Genomic DNA, 15,084 nt, shown 5'->3' with positions numbered 1-15,084 from the left:
ACATGAATGCTAACAAATATTCCATAATAGTACTGTTATTAATTCCATTATTGTATAGTTGCCATAATAATGAAGAAGAAAATGGAATTCTAAACGAGAGAATGTTGGATGTTGTCGTAAAATATGAAACTAAAGATGGGATTTTTATAGATACAAATGCCCATATTTATGTGTATTACGATATATATACCACCGATATAACTCCATTTCAATATAAAGCTGATGGTATTCTAATCCATAACGAACAGGAAATTAGTCCTAATTTGAAAATGTTTCTAGATAATCAAGAAGCTGCCACTATAATATTGGATAGCACTAAGAAAGTTACTGTATTAGTCGAAAGCTCATATTTTCCGAATAAGGTGTCGGCTAATAGTTTCTCTTCCGGTAATATGCCAATAAAAGCAACTTTCATATTTAAAAATTAGACTCTACTTTAATTATTTTAGACAATAAAATGACAGTCGTTTTTTTTAGAATTTTAGACATTCATGCACTTCCTACAGTAAACCATTGAGCTTTAAAGAAGAACTCCCTAGCATAGCAAATGAACGGAGCGTAACTGCGTATTTACTCAGTCCGCTCCGCTATCTGTGGGAGAAATATCTATAATAAACCTGCATTATGATATGGAAAGGAATATCAATATATCGGACATGACACATCTATATATCGGACGTGTCGCATCTATATATCGAACGTGTTGCATCTATATATCGGATGTGCAGTATCTATATATCCAACACCACCGATATATAGACGTTAAAGTCAACGGAATCGGACTTGCCTGAAATTACATTGCTTGTTGTGGATAAGAACAAGCAATGTAATCATTCTCAACATTACTTGTTCCGGATCACAACATTACTTGTTTTCAGATATTATTCAATACATTAAGTGTTCTTTTTCCTCCTGCAGTCTTTCAGTTTTTCCCGATCCCCCTGTTCATCGGTGCTTCAGCTGAAAGATACCTGAAGCAACTATAAGGCTGGAGGTTTCAGCCGTAATGCCGATGAACAGGGAATCCAGAGAGTTCTGAAAGAACGGAAAGAACATTTTCTCAAAAATAGCGGGTGCAGAATGATACTTTATTTCAACCAAGTCGCCCGCTTCCACAAATATTCCAGCGGCCCGTGCGCATGACGGCTCATCTTACCGCAAGGAGTAAAAATAGCCTTATTAGCAATGAAGTCCAGCAACATATTGCCCAATCCATACAAATACGAGTGCGTTTTTCCAATTCCTGTACCATATTAGTATAAGCTCTCTGCTCTTGTAATGAATTTGCAGGACTTGACCTACTTTTTATTTGTTAATTCAGAAATTAACGAACTATTGAATTCACCAATATCAAATATTATTCTTTATATTTGCACTACTATCAAAGTACGCACATGGATAAAGATAATAATATTGGTAAAATCCTTATTTACCAAAATGAAAAAGGAGATACAAAAATAGATGTATACTTCAGTGATGGTAATATTTGGATGACCCAAAAAGCCTTGGCCGACTTATATCAGGTATCAACTGCTACAATAAATGAGCACATCAAAAATATTATAGCTGACGGTGAATTAAATGAAGAAGCAACTATTAGGAAATTCCGAATAGTTCAAATAGAAGGCGAACGTGAGGTTTCAAGAGAACCTTTTCATTACGATTTCAATATGATTCTTGCCATTGGCTATCGAGTACGTTCACGAGTAGGTCTTCATTTTAGAAATTGGGCAACAAAGGTACTGACAGAATATGCTAAGAAAGGATTCGTGATGAACGATGAACGTCTAAAAAACCCAAAACCTTTCGGAATAGATTACTTTGATGAATTACTTGAGCGCATTCGTGATATTCGTGCCTCAGAAAAAAGATTTTACGAAAAAATAAAAGAGATATACAAGACTTCTATCGATTACGACAAAGATGATGAAAAAGCTAAATTATTTTTCAAAACAGTGCAGAACAAGCTACACTATAGCGTACATGGGCACACTGCTGCCGAATTAATAGCAGAGCGTGCAAATGCAATGAAAGATAATATGGGATTAACCACTTTTGAAGGGGCTAAAGTCCGTAAAAAAGATGTTGATGTTGCCAAAAACTATCTGAATGAGGATGAAATTAAAGTTCTCAACCGTATTGTAAATATGTATTTAGATTATGCAGAAGACCAGGCTATGCAACATATTCCAATGTATATGTCTGACTGGGAAGAAAAACTAAACAACTTCCTCACATTCACCGGGCGAAAAGTATTACAAAACTCAGGACATATTTCAGCAGAGAATGCTAAAAAAATAGCAGAAGAACAATATGAGATTTTTAATCTGTACCGTAATGATAGCAATATCAATGAGCTGATTGAATCAACAAAAAAAATTAAAAAAGACAAGCAATAGAAATCATAGCATACTCCAAATATATATATTTAAAATATGAATAAAGATTTCTATTGCCGAACCTAATTTTTTCTATTTCAACCAAGTCGCCCGCTTCCACAAATATTCCAGCGGCCCGTGCGCATGACGGCTCATCCACCACCGGCAGAAAGCGAGCTGCACGATGAAGAGCACTACTCCTACCAGGAAGCTGGCTGTTATACCCAACTGAGAGTGAAGCGCAAGTCCCCAATTATAGAACAACAACGAACCAATAATACTCTGGGTAATATAATTTGTAAGGCTCATCTTACCGTAAGGAGTAATCTTCATCAACCAGTCGTGCAGGTTTGTCCGATAAAAAGCAAAGATAACACCCGACACCAATACCAGCATAAATGCAAACTTGGACAGGGAAGTTATGATAAGTAACAAGGGGCTGAGAATAGACTTATTAGCAATGAAGTCCGGTAACATATTGCCCAATCCATACAGAGGGAAGAAAGCGATAAGAGCACCACAAAGTACCTTATTCCAGAACTTCAGATTCTCCTTCAGGAAAAGTCCCCGACGTCCTATCAACAAGCCGAACAGGAAAAGAGCGGCAGTCTGAAACACACGTCCATGGTCCCAAGCCCATGCAAGACTGGCAATCTGCCCTTCCCACAAATTCACACGCAGGGTTTCAAGAAATGTACCGTGACTCTGCACCTGGAAAGCCGCTCCCCAGTAACTACCTGTCGGAATAGAAGGAGTAACAAAAGAAGGGTCTACACAGGCATATATCACATAAAAAAGTGGCAATGGCTGTATCAGAAGCACACATGCCAGAATAAACAGCCATTTATCTTTCAGCCGGCAGGTAAGTGGTAAAATGAATCCGACTAAAGAATAGAGCACCAATACTTCAGCCGTGAAAAAGGCCGCATTTATATTGCCAAGAATGAATAATAATATCAATCGCCAGCAGAAACGCAAACGAAAATCACTGCCACGCATACGCTGGTTATTATCCTGAATAAAGAAACTAAACCCAAAAAGCAGGGCAAACACAGCATAAGCCTTTCCTCCGAACATGAAAAAGAGTCCGTCCCAAATGGCTTTATCTGAAAAGTTAAGCCACGCGCTCTGAGTGCCCGTATCGGGAAATGAATAGAAATTAAAGTGTTCAATGGAATGTAATACAATGATGCCCATAACGGCGAGTCCGCGCAGCACATCGGCTACGTCAATACGGGTGCGTTTTTCCAGTTCCTGTACCATATTAGTATAAGTTCATTAGTAATCTGCTCTTTTTAATGTTAAAATCGCAAATATAGAATTTATTATCCACTTTTGGAGTCAAATTCCCAATTTCTTCCAGAATTGCCCAGCATCTTTGCAGTATAATCAGCAATAGTCAAAGAAAACAATAATATTAGTAAATTCTAAAAAAACAAGTAACTATGAAACTGAAAATGTATTTAGCCCTATTGGCTATGGGCATGTTAAGCCTGCAAGGTTGTAGCGATGATGATGACGATCTTCCAAACTCCAAAGTACCTGAAGCTGTACGCAATGCATTCGACAGCAGTTTCTCCAACGCCGCTAATCTGAGTTGGGAAACAAAAACTCTCTCACAAGGGCAATACTACAAAGCGGAATTCAACAACAAGAGCGACAACGGGTATAAAACGGAAGCCTGGTATACGGCAGATGGCTCATGGTACATGACTGAAACTGAAATGCCATATAGCGATATTCCGCAAGCAATAAAGACTTCTTTTGAAAGCAGCGAATACGCTTCCTGGAAGAGAGATAATGAAGTGGAGCGCATTGAACGTGCCGGAACCGAGAAAGAGATCATCTACATCATAGAAGTGGAATCGGCACAGGATGTAGATATGGATCTGCATTATTCAGCAGACGGCATCCTCATTAAAGCCGTGAATGATGACGGTGATGGCGATAACGAATCATTGCTACCGGACAGAACCGGAGTAAAGTGAAAAGGAAGTGAAAGTAAAGATCAACGAAAACGGGGAGTTTATTTAATAAGCCCATTAAATTATAAATGAAAGAAGAGACAGTTAAGGCTGCCTCTTCTTTCATTTATTAGAGTTATAGAGGATTAATTGCCGGAAGAATTTAATGCTTTCAGTAATTCACCTTTCACCGTATCCGTTCCCGGAAAACCTACTGACCGGTACGTTTGTTTCCCTGCACGGTCGAGCACCAAATAAGTAGGTACGCCACGGACTTCGAATTTATCACAAATAGCTGCCCACTGAGCATTGGTCAACCGGTAATGCTCACCATGAATATCGGGTATCATATTGTTCCATGTTGTCTCCGGAGAATTTTCACCGGCAATAAAGACATACACGATATCTTTATCTATCAGTTCCTCCTTCATGGGTTTCATCATCTTCATAGCCATCTTACAAGGTCCGCACCAGGTAGCCCAGAAATCAACAAGCACTACTTTACCCTTGAACGGATCGACAATGGCTTCAAAAAGGGCATCGTCCTTCACATCTTCGGGCAGAGTACGAACCATAAAACTGCGCTTCTTCTTATTTTCTTCTATCTTCTGAAGCAGCTCTGTATTCATTGCAGTCAATTGGTTCAGGAAATAGGGATTCTCAATCGTGCGTAATGCAGCAAAATCGTCTTCAGTCAAAGGCATAAAATCTTCCAGTTTCGAAGCACATTGCATTGCCGTCTGCACATCATGATAGATACCTTTACCTCCTATTACCTCTCCAACCGCCTTCTGATTAGCTTCCAAAGCCAACTTGCCACACTCCTGAAAGAGGTTGTCATACTTATCTCTCAGCACCCTCATTATAGAAGCATCCTGCGACGAAGGATTATCACGGTATTTCTTCATGGCTTCCTTATCCTCCGGACTTACTTTGGATGAGTCAAGTAAGTAATCAAAGATACCTACGGTCTTAACAGACGGCAAATGGATATATGCAGTATTCCTTACCATAGCGAAATAATTGAAGCAATACACAGACTTGGATGAATTAATGTAATCCAGTTTACTTAAAAAGTCAAAATAGCCATCTGACGGTTCCTTTGAGAGATACTCCTTACCGGCATCACGCAACGACAGTCCTTTTTGCTGAGCATAAGCCTGCAATAGCTGATAATCATATCCACATAATAGTCCATACAATGCATCTTTATTCAGCACCGTCAACAATTCCGCATAAGCTGCACTTATTTTCTTATTGGCACGAATCACATTGTTCGCTTCTTCATATTTCCGCATGCAATATGCTTTATACTGATCCGGAGTCATGTCATATAAGTCTTTCAGCTCAACAGAACAAAGAGGAATTTCCAGTCCGGAATTCATCTCCGTATTCAATCCTGCATTCAGTCCTTCAAAATAAACCTTCTTCCCTTCAGCCTTCGTATCTTTCTGTAAACGACTGGAAGCACGCGTCATTTCACGAAGATTTACGGTAACCTTGGTTTCTCCACCCGGAGACAACAAAAAAGAAACAACGGATCCACCCACACCTAAATAGGCGATAGAAGGATGTGAAACTGAAACTTCCGTATGGAAGTTTCCCGCTTCATCCAATTCTAACTCTGTATTCTTTTGTCCATAGACAGATAAGAAATCAGCAGAATGTAATTCAGCTTTCAATCGGAATGAAGGCTTATAATCCAAAATACGACCACTGATGATAGCTGTTCCCTCTTTGATTTCAGGAGCCGGCAAAGCTACAGCAGTCATTTTTCCTGCCTTCTCTAAACCTTTAGGCAATTGGAGCTTAGGCAACTTTCCGGTCAGGCTGATACCGAAAAGATTAAAATCTCTCTCACCTTCCCCTTCCACAAAATCGAATGATTTTACAGATGGCGGCAAAGGTGGAAATATCAAAGAGAAAGAGGCCTCTCCGGATTCCGGCATCCAAAATTCCTGTCCCAACTCAATACCTACTCCCTGCCGCACCTGATAACGTTCACCATTATCTGCCACCAGACAGGTAGCAGGGGCAATACGTATCCAGTACTTTGGAGTAAATTTTGCATCCACATCAATCACGGTAGCTGTATCCGATAAATGAACGGCAGCTATCTCAATGGTTTCCGTTGCCTTTGCTATAAACGGAGGGCGATTAATCGTCTTCTGTGCATTTAATGCACTCCAGGACAAAAGACAAAATAAGAATAGTAGTTTTTTCATTAGGCTCATTCTTAAATTGATACTATCGCAAAGCTTCCACTTCTTCCGGAGTCAATGGTATCTTCTTGCCTAAACGGCGGGCACCGGTTTCTGTAATAAGATAATCTTCTTCATTGCGGATACCACCGAAGTCACGATATTCTTCCACTTTGTCATAATTGATAAAGTCAGTGAATTTCTTACCTTCTTTCCACATATCAATCAATTCGGGAATGAAGTAGATACCCGGCTCAACAGTATGTACAAAGCCCGGTTCCAAAGGAATAGCAAGACGTTGAGACTTACGTCCGAACTGTGTGCTCTTGGGCTGACCGTCATAGCCTACCCACACTTCGCCCAGATTTTCCATATCATGCACATCCAGTCCCATCATGTGTCCCAGACCGTGGGGATAGAACAATGCATGGGCACCTTCGCGCACTGCATCATCCGCATTTCCTTTCATCAGACCCAGTCCTTTCAAACCTTCTACCATTACGCGGGCAGATAAGTCGTACACTTCCATATAAGGAATACCCGGACGGAGAGCCTTTACAGATTCCAGATGCATAGCATTCTGAATTTCGTAAACGGCACGTTGCTTCGAAGTAAACGTTTTATCGGCAGGTACAGTAGACGACATATCGCCACAATAGCCTGATGGAAGTTCTGCACCGGCATCGATCAAGAACAAGTCACCCGATTTAATTCTATTACCATGATAATGATTATGCAAAGTCTGTCCGTTGATTGTGGCAATTGTAGGGAAAGAAAGTTCGCAATTATTCATTTCGGCTACACGGTTCATCTCTGCCACAACTTCATATTCGTACATACCCGGACGAATCACTTCCATCGCCTTGATATGCATGTCGGCAGTCACATCACATGCTCTTTCTATCTCTGCAATCTCTTCGGCAGATTTATAATTACGCTGTGCCACCACCGCACGGATAAACGGCACGGAACCTTCCTGACGTGCAGGCGGAATACCCAGCCAATCCATGAGTTTCAACTTATGTTCGGGACGGTAAGGCGGAAGATAATGCACCGTCTGACCTTTTTGTACGGCTTTGTGCAGATAGCTGATAATCCCGGCGGAAGGAAGCGTCTCCCGAATGCCTACCCGTTCACTCTTCTCTTTCAGAGTCGGCTGCGTACCCATCCATACAATATGATCGATAGTCAGTTCGTCTCCGAAAATGATTTCTTTGTCCTCATCGATGTCAATAATAGCGGAAAGTCCGGCAAACGACAAGCCGAAATAGTAGAGGAAAGTAGAATCCTGACGATAACGGAAAGCATTATCTTCATAATTCAGTCCTTGTTCGTCATTTCCCAAGAATAGTAACACTCCGGAGCCAATATTTTTTTTCAGCAGGGCTCTGCGCTGCACATAAGTTTCTTTATCAAACATAACGTTGCAATTTTTTAAGTTGATACGCACAAAGATAATGCAAACCGAAAGCAGTACAAAATAAGCTTGCTTATTTTTAATGCTGAGGTGCAGCTTATCTTATTTAAAGATAATGCAAACCGAAAGCAGCACAAAATAAGCTTGCCTATTTTTTATTGCTGATGTACAGCTTATCTTCGCTTTTAGCAAAGATAATGTAAATTAGGCGCCAATCTTTCATGCTTGCATGAAAAACTTATGCCGAGAACATTTCGCGTTCCCGAACTATTCACTATTTTTGCAAAAAGTGTGAAGATAAGTTGCGCCTCGGCATAAAAAATGAACGAGTTCATTTTATTCTGTCTCGGTTTGCATTATCTTTGCGGCGAGTAAAAGAAAAGAATAAGTATGGCACAAGGTTCCAGACAAGTACAAACTCAAGCGCAGCAACAGGTACAAACACTGTCGCCCCAGCAGATTCTGGTAGTGAAGCTACTGGAATTGCCCGCTGTAGAACTGGAAGACCGTATACATGCGGAACTTCTGGAAAATCCGGCTCTGGAAGAAGGAAAGGAAGATACGGCAAGTGACGACTTTTCTGATAATTCCGATACGGAAGGTTCCGCAGAAGACAACGGAGCCAACGAATATGATTCATTAAGCGACTATCTGAGCGAAGACGATATCCCCGACTACAAATTGCAGGAAAACAACCGTAGCAAAGGTGAACAGGCCGAAGAAATTCCTTTCTCCGACGCCACTTCTTTTTACGAAACCCTGAAGGAGCAGCTAAGCGAACGTGACTTGACCGAGCACCAACGTGAACTGGCGGAATATCTGATCGGATCATTGGATGACGATGGCCTGTTACGTAAGTCTCTGGATAGCATCTGTGATGAACTCGCCATCTATGCCGGCATCGAATGTACCCAGGAAGAATTGGAAGAGGCACTGAAGATCATCCAGGACTTTGATCCCGCCGGACTCGGTGCACGCAACCTACAAGAATGCCTGCTCATTCAGATTCATCGCAAGATAGAGCAACAGCACTTCACCCCGAACCCTCTACTTTATATAGAAGAAGCGATCATCTCCGAATGTTACGAAGAATTTACCCGTAAGCATTGGGACAAGATACAGCAGAAGCTCGGACTGGAAGAAGATGCTTTTGAACAGGCTATCAAAGAGATCTGCAAACTCAATCCGCGTCCGGGTGCCTCCCTGGGTGAAGCCATCGGCCGGAACATGCAACAGATCATCCCCGACTTCATTGTAGATACATACGACGACGGCACCATCAACCTGGCTCTGAACAACCGGAACGTTCCGGAACTGCGTATGAGCCGTGACTTCACCGAGATGGTGGAAGAACATACCAAAAACAGGGCTAACCAATCGAAAGAGTCGAAAGAAGCCATGATGTTCCTGAAGCAGAAGATGGATTCAGCACAAGGCTTTATTGATGCCGTGAAGCAGCGCCAGAATACATTAATGACTACCATGCAAGCCATTATCGACCTGCAACGCCCGTTCTTCCTCGAAGGAGACGAATCATTGTTGCGCCCTATGATATTGAAAGACGTTGCCGAACGTACCGGACTGGACATTTCAACCATCTCCCGCGTCAGCAACAGCAAATATGTGCAAACCAACTATGGCATCTATTCACTGAAATTCTTCTTCAGTGATGGATACGTCACCGAAGACGGTGAGGAAATGTCTGTACGTGAGATTCGTAAGATATTGAAAGAATGCATTGACAATGAAGATAAAAAGAAACCTTATACGGATGATGAACTGACGGATATACTGAAAGAAAAAGGATATCCTATAGCACGCCGCACGGTAGCCAAGTACAGGCAACAGTTGAACATACCGGTGGCAAGGTTGAGGAGATAATTATTAATTTGAGAACTCTATTCATGGAAGAACAACATATTGTAGCAGACAGAACCTTAATCCGGACAGCCCGGGTGATATCGGCTATATTCACGCCGTTTTCCATCCCGTTCCTGGCGTTTCTGATTCTGTTCCTTTTCTCGTACCTGCGCATCATGCCTATACAGTATAAGCTGATTGTGCTGGGAGTAGTGTACTGCTTCACTATTCTTATGCCTACGCTCACCATCTTCCTGTTCCGTAAAATCAACGGTTTCAGTCCCGAAGACTTGGGTGAACGTAAGCGGCGCTTTATGCCATTCCTGCTTACTATTACTTCATACGTATTCTGCCTGGTGATGATGCACCGCCTGAATATCCCTTGGTACATGACGGGGATTATTCTTGCTGCATTGATCATGATGGTTATCTGCATTGTTGTCAATCTGAAATGGAAGTTAAGCGAGCACATGGCAGGTGTAGGGGCTATTGTAGGAGGGCTGGTATCTTTCAGTGCCTTGTTCGGATACAATCCGGTATGGTGGCTATGTCTGTTCATCCTGATTGCAGGTGTCCTGGGCACAGCACGTATTATTTTACAGCATCATACATTGGGAGAGGTACTGGTAGGTTTTGCCGTAGGATTAATTTGCTCCTTATTGGTGCTTCATCCACTGAGTAATATCCTGTTCCGTGTTTTCTTATTTTAAGCAGTAAAGAACAGAATGTTATTTCAGCCATATAAATAGACTTATAGTATTAACCTTTAAAAATAATGATCATGAATTTCCCAGAAAATGTAAAGTACACCAAAGAACACGAGTGGATACGCCTTGAAGGCAATGTAGCTTATGTAGGTATCACCGATTACGCTCAGGCACAATTGGGCGATATCGTATTCGTAGATATCCAGGCAGAGGGCGAAACATTGGCAGCCGACGAAGTATTCGGGACCATTGAAGTAGTGAAAACCATTTCGGATCTTTTCTTGCCCGTAGGCGGAGAAATCCTGGAGCAAAACGAGGCTCTTGCCGACCAGCCGGAACTGGTAAACAAAGATCCGTACGGCGAAGGCTGGCTCATCAAAATGAAGCCGGATGCTGATGCAGATTTTGATTCATTACTGGATGCTGCTGCCTACAAAGCGTTGATTAACGATTAACTATTAGTGATTAGTGATTAGCAAATTGATATTGAGAAGTTTGCTAATCACTAATCACTAAACACTAATAACTAAATAATTATGTCTCCATTAGTAAGCATCATCATGGGCAGCACCTCCGACCTTCCTGTTATGGAAAAGGCCGCTCAACTGCTGAATGATTTACATGTACCGTTCGAAATGAACGCTCTTTCTGCACACCGCACTCCGGAAGCTGTAGAGGATTTTGCAAAGAACGCCCGCGGACGCGGCGTTAAGGTGATAATCGCAGCCGCCGGCATGGCCGCCGCTCTGCCCGGAGTCATCGCTGCCAACACTACACTGCCTGTCATCGGAGTTCCCGTTAAAGGTTCTGTGCTGGATGGCGTAGATGCTCTCTACTCTATCATTCAGATGCCTCCCGGAATCCCTGTAGCCACAGTTGCCATCAATGGCGCCATGAATGCTGCCATTCTTGCTATACAAATGCTAGCTTTGAGCGATGCCGATCTCGCTGAAACTTTTGCAGCCTACAAAGAAGGGCTGAAAAAGAAAATCGTAAAGGCGAACGAGGAACTGAAAGAAGTAAAGTACGAGTACAAAGTTAATTAATAATGAAGAATGAAGAATAAAGAATTGGCTGCGCAATTATGCCGCATGGTAATTCTCCATTCTTCATTCTTAATTCATCATTTTCATCGTGGATTTATTCAACTATTCCCGTCGGGAAACATCAGAAGTAAATATTGGAGCCACCCCTATGGGCGGCTCCAATCCTATACGCATACAGAGTATGACAAATACCGCTACGCAGGATACAGAAGCCAGCGTGGCACAGGCCAAACGCATTGTAGATGCCGGAGGTGAATATGTACGTCTGACAGCACAAGGCATTAAAGAAGCGGAAAACCTGATGAACATCAATGCCGGTTTGCGCCGGGACGGATATATGGTTCCACTGGTTGCCGACATCCACTTCAATCCAAAAGTGGCAGACGTAGCAGCGCAGTACGTTGAGAAAGTACGCATCAATCCGGGAAACTATGTAGATGCCGCACGCACCTTCAAGCATCTGGAATATACAGACGAAGAGTATGCACAAGAGTTGCAGAAGATACATGACCGGTTCATTCCTTTCCTGAATATCTGCAAGGAGAATCATACAGCTATCCGCATCGGTGTAAATCATGGCTCACTGTCCGACCGCATTATGTCTCGCTATGGCGATACACCGGAAGGTATGGTGGAATCGTGCATGGAGTTCCTGCGCATCTGTGTAAAAGAAGACTTTACAGATGTTGTTATCTCTATTAAAGCCTCCAATACAGTGGTAATGGTAAAAACGGTTCGCCTGCTGGCTGCCGTAATGGAAAAGGAAGGAATGCAATTCCCGCTGCACCTTGGCGTTACAGAAGCCGGGGATGGTGAGGACGGACGTATCAAGTCTGCCCTGGGCATCGGTGCATTGCTAGCCGACGGTCTGGGTGATACCATCCGCGTTTCTCTGAGCGAAGCTCCGGAAGCAGAAATACCTGTAGCACGCAAGTTGGTGGATTACATCATGCAGCACCAGGATCATCCTTATATACCCGGAGTGGAAGCGGAAAGTTTCAACTATCTTTCTCCGACACGACGTGAGACAACTGCCGTACGCAACATAGGTGGGAATCACCTGCCTGTAGTCATTGCCGAACGCATGGACGGAAAGTTTGATACGAACCCGCAATTCATTCCGGATTATATCTACGCCGGACGTGCCTTACCGGAAATTCGTGAAGAAGGAGTGGAATACATCCTGGATGCGGATGTATGGGAAGAAGAGCCCGGAACTTATCCGGCTTTCAATTACCAGCAGATGCCACTTATGGGCAATTGCCAAGCCGATTTGAAATTCATGTTCATGCCTTACATGGCACAAACGGAAGAAGTGATTGCTTGTCTGAAATATCATCCGGAAGTAGTCATTATATCACAGAGTAACCATCCTAACCGACTTGGGGAACATCGTGCCTTAGTTCACCAGTTGATGCAGGAAGGACTGAAAAATCCGGTTGTATTCTTCCAGCACTATGCTGAAAATGAAGCGGAGGACTTGCAGATAAAATCTGCTGCCGACATGGGAGCACTTATCTTCGACGGTCTTTGCGATGGTATTTTCCTGTTCAACCAGGGAAGTCTCACTCATGCCGTAGTAGATGCCACAGCCTTTGGTATTCTGCAAGCCGGACGCGTGCGCACCAGCAAGACGGAATATATCTCCTGTCCCGGATGCGGACGTACCCTGTTCGATCTTCAAAGCACCATAGCACGTGTAAAAGCCGCAACTTCACACCTGAAAGGATTGAAAATAGGTATTATGGGCTGCATCGTCAATGGTCCCGGAGAAATGGCTGATGCTGACTATGGCTACGTAGGTGCCGGACGTGGAAAAATCAGTCTGTATAAGAAGAAAGAATGCATCGAAAAGAATATTCCCGAAGAAGAGGCGGTGGAGAAACTGATTGAGCTGATTAAGGCGAATGGGGAATATTGATTAAAAGTATTAGGGATTAGGGATTAAGTATTAAGTATTAGGTATTAAGTATTAGTAGGCTGCGCTATTGCACCGCATGGCATTAATACCTAATACTTAATACCTAATCCTTAATCCCTAATCTCCTTCTTCAGATTTCTCCAATCCGTAGGTGACATTTCGTATTTGGTCTTAAACCGCCGCAGGAAAGTGCTCACGGCGAATCCGGACTCCTGTGCTACGGTTTCTATGGTTGGGAAGTCTTCATCCATCAATCTCCGGCAAGAGTAATCCAGGCGCAGGTCGGCCAGATATTCGTTGAAGGACTTCTCCTTATATTTCATACACCGCTCGGCAAGTTCGCGTTTGGTTATGCCACAATGCCGGGCGGCTTTTTCTATATCCATGTCCGGCTGTGTGAAGCGGTTTTCTTCAATCAGCCATTCGTCCAATTCCTTCAAGCAAGCCGTAATGTCGGCCGGGGTATCTTCGGCCGGAGCAGCGTCAGTAGGCAATGTACGGTTTTGCATTAGTTCTTTCAGGTGCATCAGTTCATCCTCCGCCTGCTGCTTCAATCGGTTTTCTTCCTGCAATTCGCGGTTGAAGCGGCGCTGGCGTCGCATCTGCCTCACTCCCAGGACAATCAGCACTAACACCAGAAACGCCACTGTGCCGCTGAACATCAAAGTCACTTGGTGGCGTTGCAACTCCGACTCCTGCCGGCGGATAGTATCTTTGTAATTGTCCAGTTTGCTCATCAGGCTATACTCCACATATGCCTGCTTGCGGCTGCGCACCGCCAGGCTGTCACTGACCATGAGTGCACGGCGGTAGAAGGTGGCGGCTTCGGCCTTCTTGCCCTGTGCAAGGCAGGCATCGGCCAAGAGGGACATGCAGTTTTTCGTAGCCTCGGAGATGCTGTCGGAGTGTTGCAACAACCCGTCCAGACTGTTGCGGGCATAAGTTTCGGCTTCGGGGTAACGATGGGCTTGCATCAGATATTTCCCGGGATAATAGTCGTCCCGCTCCAAACCGCTGAAACGTGCCGACAGGTCCTGGTGGAGACGGTAGTAGTGGTCGGCTTGCCGGACACGGCCGGTAGCAAGGTATTGGTTCATCAGGCATTCGTAGTAAACCATCAGGGCCAAGGCTCGCCCTTGTTCGTCCATTCGCTGAGAGGTTCCGGGCTGCGCCGCGGAGTGGATGGGCTGCTCCAGCAAGGCGATGGATTGTTCCAGTAAGGCGATGGCCTCGTCGGGACGCTTCATTTCACCCAGCAAGGCGGCGGCAAGGGGGATCATTTCAACTTCCATGCTGGTGCGCCACTCTCCCAGTTGGTCCAGAGACTGAATCCGCTTTTCCAGGTGCTGCCAGGCGGAGAGAAATTCGCCCCGCATCCGCAGGGCTTTGGCGTAGAAGAGGGAGGAATAAGCTTCGTACCAGGCACTTTGCAGAGTTTCGGCATTGCGTTTCTCCAGTTCCTGCGCCCAGTATCCCAGGGCCTCTTCATCTCCCAGGTAGTGGTTAATGTCGCAAAGCTGGCTGATGGCCATCAGTTCACTCTGCGGATTGTCTTCGGTGCGGGCGGCGGCCACGGTTTCTTGTCCGTAG

Annotated in this window: 12 protein-coding genes; 8 read left to right on the top strand and 4 right to left on the bottom strand. The window is 43.9% G+C overall.

What is annotated here, in order from left to right; all coding sequences use genetic code 11:
* Window positions 1-2 precede the first annotated feature (2 nt).
* Together K6V21_RS07905 and K6V21_RS07900 are read left to right on the top strand one after the other, a co-directional pair.
* Entirely contained in the window at window positions 3-428 is a 426-nt protein-coding gene (locus K6V21_RS07905; RefSeq protein ID WP_217713405.1) for a hypothetical protein, read from the top strand.
* Between the two features lie 966 nt (window positions 429-1,394).
* Entirely contained in the window at window positions 1,395-2,399 is a 1,005-nt protein-coding gene (locus K6V21_RS07900; RefSeq protein ID WP_224321446.1) for a virulence RhuM family protein, read from the top strand.
* A 72-nt stretch (window positions 2,400-2,471) separates the two neighbouring features.
* Here K6V21_RS07900 and K6V21_RS07895 read toward each other — a convergent pair whose 3' ends face one another.
* The gene (locus K6V21_RS07895; RefSeq protein WP_224321445.1) at window positions 2,472-3,641 is read right to left on the bottom strand and encodes a DUF418 domain-containing protein; all 1,170 of its coding nucleotides are present in this window, start codon (window positions 3,639-3,641) and stop codon (window positions 2,472-2,474) included.
* Between the two features lie 182 nt (window positions 3,642-3,823).
* On the opposite strand from K6V21_RS07895, the gene K6V21_RS07890 reads away from it, so the two are divergent.
* Complete coding sequence (locus K6V21_RS07890; RefSeq protein ID WP_224321444.1) at window positions 3,824-4,366, top strand: PepSY-like domain-containing protein; 543 nt, start codon at window positions 3,824-3,826, stop codon at window positions 4,364-4,366.
* Between the two features lie 122 nt (window positions 4,367-4,488).
* Here K6V21_RS07890 and K6V21_RS07885 read toward each other — a convergent pair whose 3' ends face one another.
* Both K6V21_RS07885 and K6V21_RS07880 read right to left on the bottom strand, forming a co-directional pair.
* Complete coding sequence (locus K6V21_RS07885) at window positions 4,489-6,567, bottom strand: TlpA family protein disulfide reductase (protein ID WP_224321443.1); 2,079 nt, start codon at window positions 6,565-6,567, stop codon at window positions 4,489-4,491.
* A gap of 22 nt (window positions 6,568-6,589) precedes the next feature.
* Window positions 6,590-7,963, bottom strand: coding sequence for an aminopeptidase P family protein (locus tag K6V21_RS07880; RefSeq protein ID WP_217716051.1), 1,374 nt, complete (start codon window positions 7,961-7,963; stop codon window positions 6,590-6,592).
* Window positions 7,964-8,350: 387 nt separating this feature from the next.
* Here K6V21_RS07880 and rpoN point away from each other — a divergent pair, with 387 nt between their 5' ends.
* From rpoN to K6V21_RS07855, 5 genes are all read left to right on the top strand, one after another.
* Window positions 8,351-9,841 (top strand): RNA polymerase factor sigma-54, encoded by a 1,491-nt coding sequence (rpoN, locus tag K6V21_RS07875; protein WP_044263770.1) that lies wholly within the window; start codon window positions 8,351-8,353, stop codon window positions 9,839-9,841.
* A 23-nt stretch (window positions 9,842-9,864) separates the two neighbouring features.
* Entirely contained in the window at window positions 9,865-10,530 is a 666-nt protein-coding gene (locus K6V21_RS07870) for a membrane protein (RefSeq protein WP_044263772.1), read from the top strand.
* 71 nt (window positions 10,531-10,601) lie between these two features.
* Window positions 10,602-10,982, top strand: coding sequence for a glycine cleavage system protein GcvH (gcvH, locus tag K6V21_RS07865; protein ID WP_224321442.1), 381 nt, complete (start codon window positions 10,602-10,604; stop codon window positions 10,980-10,982).
* Between the two features lie 81 nt (window positions 10,983-11,063).
* The gene (gene purE / locus K6V21_RS07860; RefSeq protein WP_224321441.1) at window positions 11,064-11,573 is read left to right on the top strand and encodes a 5-(carboxyamino)imidazole ribonucleotide mutase; all 510 of its coding nucleotides are present in this window, start codon (window positions 11,064-11,066) and stop codon (window positions 11,571-11,573) included.
* 88 nt (window positions 11,574-11,661) lie between these two features.
* Window positions 11,662-13,494 carry a 4-hydroxy-3-methylbut-2-en-1-yl diphosphate synthase gene (locus K6V21_RS07855; RefSeq protein ID WP_224321440.1) on the top strand — a complete coding sequence of 611 codons (1,833 nt, stop codon included), beginning with the start codon at window positions 11,662-11,664 and terminating at the stop codon, window positions 13,492-13,494.
* Between the two features lie 110 nt (window positions 13,495-13,604).
* Here K6V21_RS07855 and K6V21_RS07850 read toward each other — a convergent pair whose 3' ends face one another.
* Window positions 13,605-14,786: a helix-turn-helix domain-containing protein gene (locus K6V21_RS07850; protein ID WP_224321439.1), complete on the bottom strand. Its 1,182-nt coding sequence runs from the start codon at window positions 14,784-14,786 to the stop codon at window positions 13,605-13,607.
* Between the last annotated feature and the right edge of the window lie 298 nt (window positions 14,787-15,084).

The organism is Bacteroides cellulosilyticus (genome assembly GCF_020091405.1).
Taxonomy (GTDB): domain Bacteria; phylum Bacteroidota; class Bacteroidia; order Bacteroidales; family Bacteroidaceae; genus Bacteroides.
The sequence above is the reverse complement of the archived record's forward strand: the minus strand, read 5'-3'. Positions and strand labels throughout refer to the sequence as shown.